The sequence below is a fragment of the Ensifer sp. ENS03 genome, from assembly GCF_014852035.1.
GTDB lineage: Bacteria > Pseudomonadota > Alphaproteobacteria > Rhizobiales > Rhizobiaceae > Ensifer > Ensifer adhaerens.
Window position 1 is genome coordinate 324,379 of record NZ_JACVAV010000003.1, and the last position, 17,434, is coordinate 341,812.

Below are 17,434 nucleotides of genomic sequence, written 5' to 3' on the forward strand. Positions count from 1 at the left end.
CATATGGATTGCGGACGGCGAAGCCGGTCACACGGCTCCGTAGCTGCGCCAGAGAACGTAAAGGCTGACGGAAAAGATGATCGCACGGAAAATCTTGGTCAGCGTATCGCGCTGGGTCGAAAGCTGCGTCGAAACGATCGTGCCGATCACGCCACCCGCGACGCCACCCAGGATGAAGTAGCCGGCGATGCGCCAATCCACCAATCCAGAGGCGGCATAGTTGATCGCGGTCGTCAGGCCGAAGGTGCCGACAGCAAGCAGCGACGTGCCCACAGCGTTGATGAGCGGCATGCCGGTCGCAAGCAGCAGTCCGGGAACGATGAGGAAACCGCCGCCGATGCCGAAGAAGCCGGAACAGGTGCCGGTCAGAAGCGCTGTCAAGCCGGTCTTGCCGTGTGTGCCGAGCGAAAGCGACTGCGGTGTCGCCGCCGTGTCGCACCTGACCTTCCGCATGGCGAAGCTGACGAACATCATCACGAGGCCGAAGAGGAACAGCAATCGCTGGCCATCGATCAGCTTGCCGAGGCTGGAGCCGAAAAAGGCGCCAAGCGAACCCGCGACCGTGAAGATCAGCGCGCAGCGCCACCAGAGATGACCGCGGAGCGCGTGGCTTATCAGGTTGAGATAGGCATTGGCGGAAACCGCAAGCGCTCCGGTGCCGAGCGCGGTGTGCACGTCGCGGATGCCGACGACATAGATCAGGAGCGGCGTCGCCAGGATCGAGCCGCCACCGCCGATCAGGCCGAGCGTGAAGCCGGTGAGCGAACCGGAGCCGATCGCAAGCAGCATCTGCTGGAAGGGGTCCGCCACGATGCCGCTACCCCCAGACCGAACCGGGCAGCGCGTCGAGCGGTATCTTCAGGTAGCGTCGGCCGTTGTCCTCGGCGACAGGGAGCTCGCCGCCACGCACGTTCACCTGCAGCGCGTACAGGATGAGCTTCGGCATCGGCAGGGTGCGGTCGCGCGCCTCGCGCAGGCCGACGAAATCGGCCTCGGACTTGCCGGCAACGTGCGGGTTCGTGGCCTTCTGTTCGGCGACCGTGCTTTCCCAGCGCGCCTCGCGGCCGCCGGGGCAATAGTCGTGGCCGGTGAAGAGCCGTGTTTCGTCCGGCAGTGCCAGAATGGCCTGGATCGAGCGCCAGAGGTCGGCAGCGCTTCCGCCCGGAAAGTCGGCGCGGGCCGAGCCGCTGTCGGGCATGAACAGCGTGTCGTGAATGAAGGCGGCGTCGCCGATCACGTAAGAGATCGAGGCGAGCGTATGTCCCGGCGAATGCATGACGTGGGCCTTGAGCTCACCGATCTGAAACGTCTCGCCGTCGGCAAACAGCCGGTCCCATTGCGAACCGTCGCAGGCGAAGTCCGGCCAGTTGTAGATCTCCTTCCAGATCCGCTGCACGCCCTTCACATGTTCGCCGATCGCCGTCGGCGCGCCGGTCTTCGCTTTGAGGTAGCGCGCCGCCGAGAAATGGTCGGCGTGCGGGTGGGTGTCGAGGATCCACTCGACCGTCAAACCCTTGGCGGCGATATGGTCGAGGATCGCATCGGCATTCCGCGTCGCGGTCGAGCCGGACTTTTCATCGAAGTCCAGCACCGGATCGATGATCGCGCATTTGCCCGTCGCCGGGTCGGCGACGACATATTGGATGCTGCCGGTGCGGGGATCGTAGAAGCCGGTCACATCGGGCTTATGCATAGGCGAGGGCCTCTTCAGCCGCGGCGCACGGGAAGAAGATCGCGCGGGCGGGGTCAAAATCGTAATCGGCTTCGAAGCTCGGCGCGTCGGCGGCGAGCTGCGTGACGCAATCGAGAATGTACTTCACCTTGTCTTCCGAAAGCAGCACGCTGAAGTTCAGCCGGGTGAAACCCGGCTTCTCGATTTCCTCGCCGGCAAGGATCGCCTGGCGGATCTGTTCGGAGTGCTCGGCATCGATCGACAGCAGCCGATGAACGTAAGGTCCGGCGCAGGCGCAGCCGCCGCGCGCCTGGATGCCGAAGCGGTCGCTCAGCATGCGGGTGACGAGCTGCTGGTGGACATAGCCGCCCTTGCCGTTCCTGATGCGGAACGAAAAGATCGGCAGCCGGTCCGGTTCTTGCAAGCCGAGCAGTTCCAGTTGCGGAATGGCCCTCCAGGCGGCAAACGCCTGCTCCGCCAGTTCGCGGTTGCGCCGCTCCATGCTCTCAAGCCCGATCGCGTGTTTGACGATGAAGGCAAGGGCTGCACGGATGTCACCGACGACGTTCGGCGTTCCGGCCTCTTCGCGGGCCTCGATGTTGGCGCTGTAGTCGTGTGTATCCGGCGAAACGAACTTCACCGTGCCGCCGCCCGGCCAGGTCGGCTTGTCGGTCGTGACACTGTCGCGGCGAACGATCAGGATGCCGGAAGCACCCGGGCCACCGATGAACTTGTGCGGCGAGACGACGATGGCGTCGATCTCGGCACCGGAAACGGGAGACATGGCGATTGGAACATAGGGGCCGGCGCCGGCATAGTCCCAGATCATCTTCGCACCGGCAGCCTTGACCATGCGGGTGATCGCGGCCACGTCGCTGGTGATGCCGGTGATGTTCGAGCCGGCCGAGAGGGTACAGACTGTCAGGTCGGACGAGCCAACGCTCAGCGCTTTGCGAAGTTCCGTGAGGTCCGGTCCACCCGCCGGGCATTCGGCGATCTCAACGATCTCAGCGCCGCTTTCGCGCCAGGGCAGGATGTTGGAGTGGTGCTCGTAGGGGCCGATGATGACGCGGACGGTTTGGCCGGCAGCAACCGCGTCGCTAACGCCGACGAGCTTGACCAGACGGTTGATGCCGGAGGTCGCACCGGAGCCGGTGAAGATCACGGCATGGTCGGCCGTGGCGCCGCAGAATTCCCCGATCAGCGCCCGCGCTTCCCGCCGCATCCGGGTCATGAAGCCCCCGCAATAGGAGGCTTCGGTGTGGCTGTTGGCGTAGTAAGGCAGGACCTCTTCGAGCACGAAATCTTCGATCACGCGCAGCGCGCGGCCGGAGGCGACGTAGTCGGCATAGACCAGTGCCTTCGTGCCGTAGGGACCGGCGATCCGCGCCTTCGCTCCGACCAGGTCGTCGCGTAGCTCGGCGACGAGACCCGGCCGGTTCAGGGACTGGCGGAACCGGGCGAGCGGCGAGAGCGCCTCGCAGGGTTGGTGGACGGCGGGCACGATCATCGCGCTTACTCCTCGGAGCGGACATTGACAGCAATTGTAATCCCGTCCAGGGTCGAAAACCTCACCTATCTTCTGCGGTTTCATCGAGGAATTGTGTCAAATGATCGAATCGTCGCTCAAAATCGATGCTTTCGATCTGAACATTCTTACCGCATTGCAAAAAGATTCGTCGCTGTCGCAGCGGGATCTGGCCGAAAAGGTCGGCCTGTCGCAAAACGCCTGCTGGCGGCGCCTCCAGCGCCTGCAGGCAATCGGTGTGATCCGGGGCTCGCATGCAGACATCGATCTCGACGCTTTGGGGCTGGATCTCACCGTGTTCGTGATGATCCGCACCCGCCATCACTCCAAGGAATGGAGCGACGGTTTTCGGCAGCATGTCGAGCGGTTGCCGGAGGTGATCGATTTCTATCGCATCGGCGGGGATTGGGATTATCTGATCAAGGTGGTGACCCGCGGCATGCGCGGCTATGACACCTTCTACCAGAAGCTCATCACCAATTTCGACCTCGCCACGGTCACCGGCTTCTTCTCGATGGAGGCGATCATCAACGGTCGCCCCGTGGATCTGAGCCGGTTGAGGTGAGGCGCCGTCTCCCGGCACCTCATCATTCTGTCGTTACATGACGCCGAAGCGTTCGAAGGCCTCGACGGTGCTCATGCCGGCCTCGATCGCCAGCCGCACCTTGTTTTCAGTCTCGGCCTTTTCCAGCGCCAGCGCGATCGCCTCGCGCTCCGCCTCCTTCGGGATGACGAGCACGCCGTCGCGGTCGCCGAAGAGGATGTCGCCCGGCCGGATGCGGATGCCGCCGATCTCGATCGGGATGCCGTAGTCGACGACCTTGCCGCGTGGGCCCTGGTCCTGGGCGTAGGAGCCGTAGCAGAAGGTCGGGAAATCGAGCGCGAGAATGCCGGCGCTGTCGCGGCAATAGCCGTCGCAGATCGCACCGGCCGCCTTGAGTTTCATTGCTCGCGTCGACATCAGTTCGCCCCAGACCGCATAGCGCGGCGACGAGCCGGAACAGACGTAGATCTCGTTTTCCTTCAGGCTATCGAGTGCATGGAACATCAGGCCGAAAGGCTTGGCGCTGAATTCCGAATGGCCGCCGGCCTCAGCGGTCGCGAAAAAATCCGCCTCCAGGACGGGCATCGCGCGGCCCACAGCGACCATGTCGTCGCGCAGCGCCTTGATCTGCGGCGGCAGGAACTGGTGCTGCAGGCCCATCGTGTCGAGAATGTCGCCGACCACGGCCGTGAACAGCCGGCTGCGCATGGCGGTAAAGAGTTCGGTATCGTCTTCAAAATGTTTCATGTCTTCCCTCAATCCTTGTGCGCCATGGCCGTTGCAATGCCCTGCATGACGCCTCTGATTTCTGCGAGACCCTTCAAGCGCCCGATCAGCGAATAGCCGGGGTTGATCCGCTCCTTGCCGATGTCGTCTGCGAGCAGATGGCCGTGATCGGGCCGAAGCGGGATCTGCCAGTCGGTGCGACCCTCGCGGACGCGGCGCTCCTGCTCCTGCATCAACGCCAATATCACCGCGGGCATGTCGCTCGATCCGCCAAGATGGTCGGCCTCGTAGAAGGATCCGTCTTCTTCGCGCTGGACGTTGCGCAGATGGGCGAAATGGATGCGCGGGCCGAATTCGCGCACCATGGCCGGCAAATCGTTGTCGGCGCGTGTGCCGTAAGAGCCGGTGCAGAAGGTGATGCCGTTGGCCGGACTGTCGACGGCAGCGAGAATGCGCCGGACGTCGGCCGGCGTCGAAACGATCCGCGGCAGGCCATAGAGAGAGAAGGCTGGGTCATCCGGATGGATGCAGAGCCGGATACCGACTTCTTCTGCGACCGGCACGATCTCCCTGAGGAAGCGCGCGAGGTTCTCATGCAAGATGTCGGCGGTGACGCCATTATATTCCGAGAGGGCTGCGAGGAAGCTCGCCCGGTTGAACTGGCGCTCGGTGGCCGGAAGACCGGCGATCAGATTGCGTTCGATCCGGTCGATTTTCGCCTGGTCCATCTCGTCGAAACGCTGGCGGGCGGCGGCGATCTGCTGCGTTGAGTAGCTGTCCTCCACATGCGGACGCTGCAGGACGAAGAGGTCGTAAGCGGCAAAATCGACAGCATCGAAGCGCAGCGCAAAGCCGCCATTGGCCAAAGGCTGCATCAGTTCCGTGCGCGTCCAGTCGACCACCGGCATGAAGTTGTAGCAGACGATGCTGATGCCCGAACGTGCCAGGGCGCGAAGCGTATCCTTGTACCAGCCGATATAGCGATCGCTATCTGGCGTCGCGAGCTTGATAGAATTGTGCACCGGAATGCTCTCGACGACGCTCCAGCGCAGGCCGGCCGCCTCGATCAGCGCCTTCTGCTTAAGGATAGCCTCATCGGACCACGGCGAGCCGTCGTAAATGTGATGCAGCGCCGAGACGATCCCTGTGGCGCCCGCCTGCCGGATGTGGCTGAGCGGCACCGGATCGTTGGGCCCGTACCAGCGAAAGCACTCTTCCATCAGTCTCATGCAGAACTCCTACCCGCTTCCGTGGCTATTGTTGGACCACGCCCGGCAATAATGTCCCATTGGTCCAACAATTCAAGTCTGAAAGCGGAGATTTCGCGTGAAAATCACCGATTAAGCTGAGGCCTTCAAATTTTCGCTTGACGGAAACTGCAATCTGGACCAACAAATAAGGCATCGCAGGGAGGAGAGCCGGTGAGCAGTTCGGTAAGGGAAGAGGTGTTGTCGGGCGTCGAGGCCGTGGAGCCGGGCAAGACCTCGGCCGTCGATCGGCTGGTCGAGCAGATCCGCGACATGATTTCTGAGCGTGGCCTTGGTGTCGGTGACGCGTTGCCGACCGAGCGTGATCTCGGCGAACAGTTCCAGGCCGGCCGCAACACCGTGCGCGAGGCGCTGCAGGTGCTGCGCGCCTATGGCATGGTCGAGACCCGGCCGAAGGTGGGCGCCGTGATCAGCGGTGGCCACGGCGAGGCGATCCGCCGGCTCTTTGCCTTTCACAACGGTATCTCACCGGACTCGTTTCATGACCTGCAGGGCTTCCGCCGCATCATCGAGACCGGTGTCGGCGAACACATCATCCTGACGGCCAGCGACGCCGATTTCGACCGGCTCGATGCGATCAATTCCAGGATCCTTGAGGCCGAGAGCGTCGAGGCAGCCGCACAGTGCGACTATGAGTTCCATTCGGCGATCGTCGAACTCTCGGGCAACCGCACGACGCTTGCCGCCTATCACATGCTGCGTTCGGTGATCGAGGAGGTCATGCGGCTCGGCAAGGCCGAACGTCCGGTGCACGCGGCGACCTTCGAGGCGCATGCCGAGATCATCCGGGCGCTGAGGGCGCGCGACCGCATCGCCTATGTCTACCTGATGAGCCGTCATCTGGAGTTCGGCATCCGCTTCGTCGATGCCGTGCCGGGCAGCTCGCAGCCACGATAAACATTTGGAGATTGGGTCCGAACCGCGCTTCACGCGGTGCGGGCAGCCATTTGCCGGATTTTCGCCCGTTGGTCCGGCGGCACGAACAGGGCACTTGGGAGGAGAACCAATATGAGCAACATGAAACGTCTGGCGCTTGCCGCACTTCTTGCCACCGTCAGCTTTGCGCCGGGCGCAGCCTTTGCTGGCGGCAAGGCGATCGCTGGCATCGTCTTCCAGCAGGACCAGTATTTCCGCGGCATCCAGATCGGCATGGAGAAGGCTGCGGAAGCCGCCGGCGACGAGCTTCTCGCCGGCAACAGCGACAGCAAGCTGGAGAAGGAAGCGCAGCTCATCGACACCTACATCGCTCGCGGCGTGAACTCGATCGTCGTGGCGCCGCTTTCGGCCGATGCCTCGGTGCCGGCGCTGAAGAAGGCGCGTGATGCTGGCATCACGGTCGTCACCTACGGCACTTCGGCCAATGGCGACGTCGCCCAGGCGACGGTGACGAGCTCGGACCGCGATATCGGCATCGGCACAGGCAACGCCGCAACCGACTTCCTGAAGACCCTCGGCAATGGTGGCAAGGTCAAGATCGGCACGCTCGCCTTCAAGGCACTGCTGCCTGAACAGTCGAACGCCCGCGTCGACGGGTTCTTAAGCGTCGTCAAGGACCAGGTCGATATCGTCGCCCAGCAGGATGCCTGGCTTGCCGAAAAGGCGCTCGCGGTCGCAAGCGACATGCTGACGGCCAATCCCGATATCCAGGTGATCTACGCTGCCAACGAGGGCGGCACGATCGGTGCGGTCCAGGCCGTGAAAAAGGCAGGCCTCGAAGGCAAGGTCTTCGTCTTCGGCACCGACGGTTCCGAGCAGCTCGCCAACATGTTGCTGAATTCCGACAACGTACTGCAGGCAACGACGGCGCAGCAGCCGCTCGAGGTCGGCAAGCAGGCGATCGAAGCGGCACAGAACCTGCTCGACGGCAAGAAGATCGAGACCAAGGTCAACGTGCCGGTGCTGCCTCTGACGCGCGCCGATACGCAGGCGGTCGCGGCCTACAAGGAAGGCCTGAAGGCGCTGAAGTGATTGGGTTTTGACGTCAGCCGAGCGGCGGGACATCGCGCCCGCCACTCCCTCGTCTTGCACAGCAGGAAATCCGCATGAGCTATCCGCAACCGAGTTCAGCCGCGTTGCAAGGGGTGCAGGGACGGCTGGACTTTCGGGCCGTGACCAAGCGTTACGGTCCGACTGTCGCCCTCTCCGAATTCACCCACAGCTTCGCCCCCGGCCAGGTGCATGCCCTGATGGGCAAGAACGGCTCGGGCAAATCAACGCTCGTCAAGCTGCTTGCCGGCGTCACCGAGCCGACATCGGGCACGATCAGTGTCAATGGCGAGGATCGCCATTTCACCTCGCCGCATGATGCCTTTGCCGCCGGCATCGTCACCGTGCACCAGGAGCTCTCGCTGGTGCCGGAGCTTTCTGTCGGCGAGAACATCTTTCTCGGCCGGCTGCCGCATCGGCGTCGCGCCGGTTTCAGCGTCGTCGACTGGGCGGGCCTGCACAAGCGCGCCGGCGAATTGCTTGCCGACATGGGGCTTGCGATCGATTCCCGCCAGCCGGTTTCGGCGCTGAGCGTCGGCCAGCAGCAGGTGGTGGAAATCGTCAAGGCGATGTCCTTCAACCCGTCGATCCTGCTCTTGGACGAACCGACCTCGGCGCTGGCGTCGCGCGAGGTCAAGCAGCTCTTCGCACTGATCGAACGGCTGCGCGCCCGCGGCGTGACGATGATCTACATCACCCATCGGATGAGCGAGCTTTTCGAGATTGCCGATACCTGCACGGTGATCCGCGACGGCCATTACATCGGCGCGGTCGAGATGAAGGCGACGACGCCTTCGGCGATCGTCGGCATGATGTTCGGCGATGCCGCCCGCGCAACGCGGCCGCCGCGGCGCACGCTCGATCGCACCCGGCCGGTGCTCGAGGTGCGGGATCTCAGCCGCTCCGGGCATTTTCAGAATGTTTCTTTCGATCTCTATCCGGGCGAAATCCTCGGAATCGCCGGCCTGCTCGGCGCCGGGCGCACCGAACTGATGAGGGCGATCTTCGGCGCCGACCGGATCGACAGCGGTTCAGTGACGTTCAACAGTCGCGATATGACCGGTGCCAGCCCACGCGACATGCGCAAGGCGGGACTCGGCTACACGCCGGAAAATCGCAAGGAGGTCGGCCTCGTGCAGTCGCTTTCGACCGCCGACAATCTCTGCATGGCGAGCCTCGGCCCGATCTCCAACAGAGGCTTCATTTCGCGCCGCCGCGAACAGCCGCACGTGCGCCGCCAGATCGCCGATCTGCACATCAAGTGCGGCGATCCGGAACTGCCCGTGTCGTCGCTGTCGGGCGGCAACCAGCAGAAGGTGGTGATCGGCAAATGGTTGAACCGGCAGCCGTCGGTGATGTTCTTCGATGAGCCGAGCCGCGGCGTCGACGTCCAGGCCAAGCGCCAGATCTTCGACATCATCTGGCAACAGGCCGCCGATGGCCTTGCCAGCCTCTTTGTCTCGACCGAGCTCGAGGAGGTGCTGGAAGTCGCCGACCGCATCCTCGTCATGCATCACGGCGCCGTCGTCGCCGAAGTGGATCCGACGAAAACCGACCTGACCGAACTCTACGGCCTGTGCATGGAAGGGGCCAAGCAATGACACTCGTGAGCCAGACCACGGAAACAGGCGGACAGAACACGCCGCTCAAGTTTCTGAAAACCTACCCGATGGAGATCATTCTCGCCGCATTGGTGATTTTCCTGATCTTCGTCGCACCGGGCTTCGCCTCCACCAGCAACGTCTTGAACGTGCTGCGCACCGTCTCGATGCTCGGCATCATCGCCTTCGGCATGACGGCGGTTATCATCAGCGGGGAGATCGATCTCTCGGTCGGCGCCGGTGCCGCGCTCGCCGGCTGCATCGTTGCCTGGTTCGCCGACCGTTTCACCGACACGTTCGGTGACTGGGGCGCGGTCACCGTCGGTTTTGCGGTGGCACTTCTGCTCGGCTTCTCGCTCGGCTATCTCACCGGCCGTTTCCGGCAGTGGTTCAACGTGCCGACCTTCATCACCACCCTGGCGCTTTTCGCGGCACTCCGCGGTGTCGCCAATTTGATCACCGGCGGCTTCCCGATGTCGTCCTTCCCGCTCGGTTTCGATTTCCTCGGCGGCGGTTATCTCTTCGGCATTCCGTTCCCGGTCTATATCTTTGCGCTGACCTTCGCGGCGATGCACTTCCTGATGAAGTACACAAGCTTCGGCCGTGAGGTTTACGCGGTCGGCGGCAACATGGAGGCGGCACGTCTCTCCGGCATCGACATCTGGAAGGTGAAGGCGCTGACATTGGGCCTGACCGGCGCGCTAACCGCCGTCTCCGGCACGCTGATCGCCTCGCAGATCGGGGCCGGCACCGGGACGACGGCGACCGGCATGGAACTCGACGTGATCGCGGCCGTCATCATCGGCGGTACCTCGCTCTTCGGCGGCAAGGGCCGGATCTGGGGCACGCTGATCGGGGTGCTCTTCCTTGGATGCATCTCCAACGGCATGACGCTGATGAATGTCAGCGAATATTGGCAATACGTCGTGCGCGGCGGGATCATCCTCGGCGCCGTGCTCCTGAACCAGGTTCTGGAACGGGTGCGCTGAGACCGGCGCGGGGTGTCCGCATCCCGCTCCCCCTTATGACCAACGATCACGCTTATGATCTCGGGTCGACGCCGGCCCGGATCATCGCGATCCATCGCGGAGACAATCATGACTGAATTCAAGGGAAAGATCGCGCTGGTCACCGGCACGTCCGGGATCGGGCTTGCCTCGGCGATCCGGCTCGCCTCGTCAGGCGCGACCGTGCTTGCTTGTGGCAACGACGTCGCCACCAACGAAATCTTCGACCGCATAGCCAAAGAGCGCGACTTGCCGATGTCGACCCGACTGACGGACGTTGCCGTGGAAGCAGAGGTCGAGGCGGCCGTGCGCGAGGCGGTGCTGCGCCACGGCGGCCTCGACATCATCGTCAATGCCGCCGCCGTTCACCCCTATGGCACCGTGCTCGACACCAGCGCCGAGACCTTTGCGCGCTGCCTGTCGGTCAATGTCGGCTCGATTTATCTCACCGGCCGCTTCGGCATTCCGGAAATGATGAAGCGCGGCGGCGGCGCGATCGTCAACATCTCCTCGGTGCAGGGTCATGCCTGCCAGCAGAACGTCGCCGCCTATGTCGCTTCCAAGGGCGCGATCCATGCGCTGACCCGCGCCATGGCGCTCGATCATGCGGCGGCGAAGGTCCGGGTCAATTCGGTCAGCCCAGGCTCGGTGCGCACGCCGCTGCTATCGCTTGCAGCCCGCACCTATGGGGGCGAGGGCGTCAGCGAGGCGGAAGCCTTTGCCCGCTTCGGCGCGGCACACCCGATCGGCCGCATCGGCGAGCCGGAGGAGGTGGCCGAGCTGGTCGCTTATCTCGCCTCGGATCGCGCCGCCTTCGTCACCGGCTCGGACTTCCGCATCGACGGCGGCCTCACCGCCGGCATCGGCGTCAAATAATCGGATAGGAAACGACAAGATGAAAATCGGCCTTGGGCTCTACCGGGAGCAACTCACCCCGGATAACTTTCAGTTTGCCTTGCAGGCGGGCGCGACCCACGTCGTCGCGCATCTCACCAACTATTTCGCCGGCAAGGATCCGAAGATCGACAGTGGCGACCAGGGCGGCTGGGGTGATTGCTCCGGTGACCGGCTCTGGACTTACGAAGAGCTGTCGGCGCTGGTGAAGGACGTGCGGGCCGGTGGGCTGGAAGTGGCGGCGATCGAGAACTTCTCGCCGCGCTTCTGGCATGACGTGTTGCTCGACGGGCCAGAGCGGGCGCAGCAGATCGAGGGGCTGAAGCAGCTCATTCGCGACGCCGGTCGCGCCGGCATTCCCTGCATCGGCTACAATTTCTCGCTTGCCGGCGTCTATGGCTGGACCCGCGGCCCCTATGCCCGCGGCGGTGCGGAATCCGTCGGCTTCGGCGTCGAAAACAGCATCGCGCCAAGCCCGGATGCGCCGATTCCAGACGGCATGGTCTGGAACATGCGCTATCGTCGTGGCGTCGCCGGCGCTGCCTCCGTTTCCGTCAGCTCGGCGGAGCTCTGGGACCGCCTCAGCCACTTCCTGAAGGAGGTCGTGCCGGTCGCCGAGGAGGCGGGCGTGGTGCTCGGCGCTCACCCGGACGATCCGCCAGCCGAGGAACTGCGTGGCACCGCGCGGCTCGTCAACCGTCCGGAGAAGTACGACCGGCTGATGGCGATCGTCGACTCGCCCTCGAACGGGCTCGAACTCTGCCTCGGCTCGCTGCAGGAAATGCCGGGAGGGGATATCTACGAGCACGTTCGTCGTTTCGCCCGCTCCGGCCGCATCGGCTACATCCACTTCCGCAACGTACGCGGAAAGATGCCGCGTTATGTCGAGACCTTCGTCGACGAGGGCGATATCGACATGGCCGAAATCATCCGCATCCTGCGCGACGAAAACTACCAGGGTGTGATGATCCCCGACCATACGCCGGCCATGACCTGCGGCGCCTCCTGGCATGCGGGCAAGGCCTTTGCGCTCGGCTACATGAAGGCGCTTGTGCAGAATGCCGAGGCGCTCGGCCCCGCGCGTTCGATCCCGACAAGCATCGCAGCGGAATAGGAGGCGGAGATGGCCCGTGAGCTCGTCTGTGTCGCGCCCGTCGGCGACCGCTGCGGCGAGGGCGCCGTCTGGTCGGCGGAAGAGGCGGCGCTCTACTGGACCGACATCAACCGCTTTCTGATCCACCGCTATGACGAGGCGACGTGCGCGGTCAGGACGTGGCTCTTCGACGAGCCGGTGGTGGCGATCTCGCTGACCCGTGAAGATGGGCGTCTGCTCATCGCTCTCGGCTCGAAGCTCATATGGTGGTGGCCCGAAACCGACCGGCGGCAGGATCACGGCTTCGTCCTGCCCGGTTCACCGCGTGTTCGGCTGAATGACGGTCGCGCCGATCCCCTCGGAAACTTCTGGGTCGGCTCGATGAAGAACAACGTGCTTCCGGATGGCCAGCTTGGCGACGTTGCCCCGGGCGAGGGCATCCTCTACCGGATCGCACCCGATGGCACCGTCACCGAATGGCGGCATGGCCTCGGCATTTCCAACACGCTCTGCTGGAGCCCGGATCGAAGCACCTTCTACTTCGGCGATACGCTGGCAAACGAGATTTACGCCTTCGACTATCATGCCGTGGACGGCTCGATTTCCGGCGAACGACCCTTCTTCACCGGTTTCGATCGCGGCGCGCCCGACGGCTCGGCGATCGACAGCGAGGGGTTCCTCTGGAACTGCCGTTATGGCGGTGGCTGCATCGCCCGTGTTGCGCCGGATGGCAGCCTTGCCGAGACGATCGATATGCCGATCACCAACATCACCACCTGCACTTTCGGTGGCGCCGACCTGAAGACGCTTTACATCACCACGGCCGGTGCGGGGCCAGCCGAGCGTCTCGCCGGCAGCCTCTATGCCATGCGCGTCACGGTCGCCGGCATGCCGGAAAACCGGTTCGGGGCGGCTACAAAGTGAGCGCGGAGACCACACGGCGCGCGCTCGCCTGGGCGCATGGCTGCCTCTCGGTGCAGTCGCTCGGCGGCATGCTCGGCCCGGTGCTGTTCCTGCTTCCGGACGGGCGGCAAGTCAGCCCCTTGCAAGTTGCGCCTTGGGGCAACGATCCCGAGCGCGAGACGCTGCCGGAAATCCTGAAGGAATTGCGTGGCGAGTGGCCGTGTGTGCCTTTCGGCAGCGACGCCAGCCGCACGCTTCCTGCAGGCTGGTCCGTAGACGGTGAGAGTTTCGACGGCGCCGGCGTGCCGCATGGCCATAGCTCCAATGTCCATTGGGCGTGGGGTGCCTGCGACGACCGCCAGATAGCGATGGAATGCCATTATCCGGAGAACCATCCGATCCGACTGTTGCGGCGGCAGATCGTGCCGGATCCAAATGCGCCCTCCATCGACATCACCCTGGAAATCGAGGCCCGGCGTCCGTGCCGCCTGCCGATCGGCCTGCATCCGACGTTCCGACTGCCGAGCCGTCCCGGTTCGGTCACGATCGAACCCGGCGCCCATGATCGCGTCTGGAGTTTTCCCGGCGATGTCGAACCGGGCGCGGCTCTGTTCTCGCCCGATCGGCAATGGTTATCGCTCGGCAAGGTCGAGACGCGCAAAGGTGTCATGCTCGATGCGTCGCAGGTGCCGCTTGTCGAGGAGACCGAGGACCTGCTGCAGCTCTCGGGCATCGACGGCAGCCTCGCGCTCCACTATCGCGACGAGGGTTTTCGCGCGCGGCTCACTTGGCAGAACGAGCATTTCCCAAGCTTGCTGCTCTGGTACAGCAACCGCGGTCGCAAGGCCTACCCCTGGAATGGGCGGCACGTGGCGCTCGGCGTCGAGCCGATCGCATCCGCCTTCGATCTCGGACCGGCTGTCTCCACGGGCGACAGCCCCATCGCGGGATCCGGCGTTGCAACGGCGATTGCCTTCGAACCCGATCAGACCTTCACCACCCGCTATCGGCTTTCCGTCGAAGCCGCTCCGATCGGCTGAATGGTCGCTCGCTGAGACATATCCAACTGAAAGGCCAAGAGAATGAAATTGTTGCGTCTCACCGTCGACGGCTCTGCCGTGCCCTGCATCCTCGATGGCGAGGGCAAGGCGCGGGACGTGTCTTCGCTCGTCCAGGACTTCACGGCGGAGACTTTGCCTGGTGTCTTGGCAGTGCTCTCCGGCGCCGATTTCGCGGCGCTCCCTGTGATGCCGGTGGTCGATGCGGACATCCTGCCGCCGGTCGCAAGGCCCGGTACAATCTGGTGCGTCGGCCTCAACTACTCCGACCATGCGGAAGAGGCGGGACTGCCAGTGCCGTCCGAACCGATCCTCTTCAACAAGGCGGCCGGCACCTATTGCGGCCCGAACGCACCGCTTCTCCACACCGAGAAAATGTCGAAGCTGGACTGGGAGGTCGAGCTCGGCATCGTCATCGGCAAGCGGGCGCTCAACGTATCGCGCGCCGAGGCTATGGACCATGTCCTCGGCTACACGATCGTCGACGATGTCTCCGAACGTGCCTGGCAGATGGAGCGTGGCGGGCAGTGGGTGAAGGGCAAGAGCTTCCCGAATTTCTGCCCGACGGGCCCCTGGCTTGTGACGAAAGACGAGGTTCCGGACCCGCAGGCCCTGTCGATGTGGCTCGACGTCAACGGCGAGCGCATGCAGGCGGGTACGACCGCGCGCATGATCTTCGACGTCGCGACCATCGTCTCCTACATGAGCGAGTTCTGCGTGCTGGAGCCCGGCGATCTCATCTGCACCGGCACGCCCCCCGGCGTCGGCATGGGCAAGAAGCCGCCGCGCTATCTTGGGCCCGGTGACGTGGTCGAACTCGGTATCGATGGACTCGGCCGCCAGCGTCAGGTCGTTCAATCCCTCTAGACATGCAGAAGGGTCTCACCATGAAGGAAAAGACGGGACGTTTGACCGGGCGCATTGCCGTGGTCACGGCTGCCGGCCAAGGCATCGGCCGCGCGGTCGCCGAACGACTGATGGCTGAAGGCGCCGAGGTCCACGCCAGCGACATCAATGCCGAGCTGCTCGCCACACTCGAAGGGGTTACAACGACGCGGCTTGATGCGACGGATCATGTGGCGGTCGGTGCCTATTTCGACGCCTTCGCCCGGGTCGATATCCTCGTGCACGCGGTCGGCTACGTGCATCAGGGCACGATCGAGGAATGCTCGCCCGCCGATTGGCGGCGCTCGGTGAACATTACGCTCGACAGCGCTTACAACGTCATTGCCGGCGCAATCCCGAAGATGAAGGCCAATGGCGGCAGCATCATCACCATCGGATCGGTTGCCTCCTCGATCAAGGGTTTCCCGCGGCGTGCCGCTTATGGCGCCGCCAAGGGTGGCGTCATAGGCCTGACCAAGGCGGTGGCAGCTGACTACGTTTCTCAGGGCATTCGCTGCAATTCGGTCTGCCCCGGCACTGTCGCGTCACCCTCCTTGGAAGAGCGCATCGGCGAACTTGGCGAAAAGCTTGGAAGCCGGGATGAGGCCTACCGGTCCTTCATCAGCCGCCAGCCGGCCGGCCGGTTCGGCACGGTCGAAGAAGTCGCCGCCATCTGCGCCTTCCTCGCCTCCGACGAGGCGGCCTTCATTACCGGCCAGGCAATCAACATAGACGGCGGCATCACGATCTGAGACGCCGCATTCTCGCAAGGCCGTGAAACGCAAAACACCTCCGGATGCGCTCCGGAGGTGTTGGTTTTCGTAGGCTTGTGGGCGTCGGCGTGACGCCGTTCAGGATGGGTTGTCGCTTACGCCGACAGCGCCTTGAACTCGGCAAGGATGGCTTCGCCCATTTCGACGGTTCCGACCTTCCGTGCGCCTTCGGCCATGATGTCGCCGGTGCGGATGCCCTGGTCGAGCACGTTGGCGATCGCCTTCTCCAGATTGTCGGCTTCCGTCACCAGGTTGAAGGAATAGCGCAGGCACATGGCGAAGGAGGCGATCATCGCGATCGGGTTGGCGATGCCCTGGCCGGCAATGTCGGGTGCCGAGCCATGCACCGGCTCATAGAGCGCCTTGCGCTTGCCGCTGACACCATCCGGTGCGCCGAGCGAGGCCGACGGCAGCATGCCGAGCGAGCCGGTGAGCATCGCCGCCACGTCCGACAGCATGTCGCCGAACAGGTTGTCGGTGACGATGACGTCGAACTGCTTGGGCTGGCGCACCAGCTGCATGCCGCCGGCGTCCGCCAGCATGTGCTCGAGCTGGACGTCGGAATACTTCGCCTTGTGCGTCTCGGTCACCACCTGGTTCCACAACACGCCCGACTTCATGACGTTGCGCTTTTCCATCGAGCAGACGCGGTTGTTGCGGGTACGGGCCAGCTCGAAGGCGACGCCGGCGATGCGCTCGATCTCGTAGGTGTCGTAAACCTGGGTGTCGATGCCACGCTTCTGGCCGTTGCCGAGATCGACGATCTCCTTCGGTTCGCCGAAATAGACGCCACCGGTCAGCTCGCGCACGATCAGGATGTCGAGGCCTTCGACCAGTTCGGGCTTCAGCGACGAGGCGGCGGAAAGCGCCGGGTAGCAGATCGCCGGGCGCAGGTTGGCGAAGAGCTCGAGATCCTTGCGCAGGCGCAGCAGACCGGCTTCCGGGCGCACCTCGTAGGGCACCGCATCCCACTTCGGACCGCCGACGGCGCCGAACAGCACCGCATCGGCGGCAAGCGCCTTCTTCATGTCCTCTTCCGAGATCGCCTGACCGTGGGCGTCATAGGCCGAACCGCCGACCAAGCCCTCGTCCGTCACGAAGCCGGCACCAAGCTCGGCATTCATGTAGGCGATGATTTTGCGGACTTCCGCCATGGCTTCCGGGCCGATGCCGTCGCCGGGGAGGATGAAAAGTTTGCGGGCCATTGTCGGCACTCCTGTGGTTTTCAGTCGGTGTAAAGCGGCACGGCCGCGTTGATAATGATGCGGGCTAGACCGCTGCCTTCGCGCCTTCGATCTGTCCGATGCGCTCTCGCAGCGTGTTGGCGACAGCCTGCGAAGCCGGAGCGAGGGCGATTTCAAGATTGGCGTTGCCGCCGTCTACCTCGATCGCGAGTTTCGAGACGCTGACGCCGAGCCGGCGAACGATGTCGAGCAGGCGGGAAACGATGTTTTCGAGATCGCCGCTTTCGATGGTGTAACGCATGGTGTTGCTCA

General features: G+C 64.0%; 18 protein-coding genes. 11 read left to right on the top strand and 7 right to left on the bottom strand.

Annotation, left to right across the window (positions count from 1 at the left end; all coding sequences use genetic code 11):
* Positions 1 to 27: 27 nt before the first annotated feature.
* From IB263_RS14340 to IB263_RS14350, 3 genes are read right to left on the bottom strand one after another with little or no spacing between them, the layout of a single operon-like run.
* Positions 28 to 789 carry a sulfite exporter TauE/SafE family protein gene (locus tag IB263_RS14340; RefSeq protein WP_034787855.1) on the bottom strand — a complete coding sequence of 254 codons (762 nt, stop codon included), beginning with the start codon at positions 787 to 789 and terminating at the stop codon, positions 28 to 30.
* A 28-nt stretch (positions 790 to 817) separates the two neighbouring features.
* Positions 818 to 1,693: an MBL fold metallo-hydrolase gene (locus IB263_RS14345; protein WP_060517836.1), complete on the bottom strand. Its 876-nt coding sequence runs from the start codon at positions 1,691 to 1,693 to the stop codon at positions 818 to 820.
* Positions 1,686 to 3,182, bottom strand: coding sequence for an aminotransferase class V-fold PLP-dependent enzyme (locus IB263_RS14350; RefSeq protein ID WP_082566296.1), 1,497 nt, complete (start codon positions 3,180 to 3,182; stop codon positions 1,686 to 1,688). The genes IB263_RS14345 and IB263_RS14350 overlap by 8 nt, the downstream gene beginning before the upstream one ends.
* A 100-nt stretch (positions 3,183 to 3,282) precedes the next feature.
* On the opposite strand from IB263_RS14350, the gene IB263_RS14355 reads away from it, so the two are divergent.
* Positions 3,283 to 3,765 carry an Lrp/AsnC family transcriptional regulator gene (locus tag IB263_RS14355; RefSeq protein WP_034787865.1) on the top strand — a complete coding sequence of 161 codons (483 nt, stop codon included), beginning with the start codon at positions 3,283 to 3,285 and terminating at the stop codon, positions 3,763 to 3,765.
* 33 nt (positions 3,766 to 3,798) lie between these two features.
* On the opposite strand, the gene IB263_RS14360 is transcribed toward IB263_RS14355, so the two are convergent.
* Positions 3,799 to 4,491, bottom strand: coding sequence for an RraA family protein (locus IB263_RS14360; protein WP_034787868.1), 693 nt, complete (start codon positions 4,489 to 4,491; stop codon positions 3,799 to 3,801).
* Between the two features lie 8 nt (positions 4,492 to 4,499).
* Positions 4,500 to 5,690 (bottom strand): mannonate dehydratase, encoded by a 1,191-nt coding sequence (gene uxuA, locus IB263_RS14365; RefSeq protein ID WP_034787871.1) that lies wholly within the window; start codon positions 5,688 to 5,690, stop codon positions 4,500 to 4,502.
* A 201-nt stretch (positions 5,691 to 5,891) separates the two neighbouring features.
* Between uxuA and IB263_RS14370 the strand changes: the two genes are divergently transcribed.
* The 10 genes from IB263_RS14370 to IB263_RS14415 all read left to right on the top strand — a co-directional run bounded on the left by IB263_RS14370 (position 5,892) and on the right by IB263_RS14415 (position 15,917).
* Positions 5,892 to 6,635, top strand: coding sequence for a FadR/GntR family transcriptional regulator (locus IB263_RS14370; protein WP_051659113.1), 744 nt, complete (start codon positions 5,892 to 5,894; stop codon positions 6,633 to 6,635).
* A 111-nt stretch (positions 6,636 to 6,746) separates the two neighbouring features.
* A complete protein-coding gene (locus IB263_RS14375; protein WP_051659114.1) occupies positions 6,747 to 7,706 on the top strand; it encodes a substrate-binding domain-containing protein in 960 nt (319 codons plus the stop codon).
* Between the two features lie 74 nt (positions 7,707 to 7,780).
* On the top strand, positions 7,781 to 9,325 hold the full coding sequence (locus IB263_RS14380) for a sugar ABC transporter ATP-binding protein (RefSeq protein ID WP_082566297.1): 1,545 nt from the start codon (positions 7,781 to 7,783) through the stop codon (positions 9,323 to 9,325).
* Complete coding sequence (locus IB263_RS14385) at positions 9,322 to 10,314, top strand: ABC transporter permease (RefSeq protein WP_034787896.1); 993 nt, start codon at positions 9,322 to 9,324, stop codon at positions 10,312 to 10,314. Before IB263_RS14380 ends, IB263_RS14385 begins: the two co-directional genes overlap by 4 nt.
* A 108-nt stretch (positions 10,315 to 10,422) precedes the next feature.
* Entirely contained in the window at positions 10,423 to 11,208 is a 786-nt protein-coding gene (locus tag IB263_RS14390) for an SDR family NAD(P)-dependent oxidoreductase (RefSeq protein ID WP_034787900.1), read from the top strand.
* Between the two features lie 19 nt (positions 11,209 to 11,227).
* Positions 11,228 to 12,340 carry a mannonate dehydratase gene (locus IB263_RS14395; RefSeq protein WP_034787903.1) on the top strand — a complete coding sequence of 371 codons (1,113 nt, stop codon included), beginning with the start codon at positions 11,228 to 11,230 and terminating at the stop codon, positions 12,338 to 12,340.
* Between the two features lie 9 nt (positions 12,341 to 12,349).
* Positions 12,350 to 13,243: an SMP-30/gluconolactonase/LRE family protein gene (locus tag IB263_RS14400; protein WP_060517842.1), complete on the top strand. Its 894-nt coding sequence runs from the start codon at positions 12,350 to 12,352 to the stop codon at positions 13,241 to 13,243.
* The gene (locus tag IB263_RS14405; RefSeq protein ID WP_034787909.1) at positions 13,240 to 14,262 is read left to right on the top strand and encodes a hypothetical protein; all 1,023 of its coding nucleotides are present in this window, start codon (positions 13,240 to 13,242) and stop codon (positions 14,260 to 14,262) included. The genes IB263_RS14400 and IB263_RS14405 overlap by 4 nt, the downstream gene beginning before the upstream one ends.
* Before the next feature lie 42 nt (positions 14,263 to 14,304).
* A complete protein-coding gene (locus tag IB263_RS14410; protein ID WP_060517844.1) occupies positions 14,305 to 15,147 on the top strand; it encodes a fumarylacetoacetate hydrolase family protein in 843 nt (280 codons plus the stop codon).
* Between the two features lie 20 nt (positions 15,148 to 15,167).
* Complete coding sequence (locus tag IB263_RS14415) at positions 15,168 to 15,917, top strand: SDR family oxidoreductase (RefSeq protein ID WP_060517845.1); 750 nt, start codon at positions 15,168 to 15,170, stop codon at positions 15,915 to 15,917.
* A 116-nt stretch (positions 15,918 to 16,033) separates the two neighbouring features.
* Here IB263_RS14415 and leuB read toward each other — a convergent pair whose 3' ends face one another.
* Both leuB and IB263_RS14425 read right to left on the bottom strand, forming a co-directional pair.
* The gene (gene leuB, locus IB263_RS14420; protein WP_192438632.1) at positions 16,034 to 17,143 is read right to left on the bottom strand and encodes a 3-isopropylmalate dehydrogenase; all 1,110 of its coding nucleotides are present in this window, start codon (positions 17,141 to 17,143) and stop codon (positions 16,034 to 16,036) included.
* A 64-nt stretch (positions 17,144 to 17,207) separates the two neighbouring features.
* Complete coding sequence (locus IB263_RS14425) at positions 17,208 to 17,423, bottom strand: hypothetical protein (RefSeq protein ID WP_134886311.1); 216 nt, start codon at positions 17,421 to 17,423, stop codon at positions 17,208 to 17,210.
* Between the last annotated feature and the right edge of the window lie 11 nt (positions 17,424 to 17,434).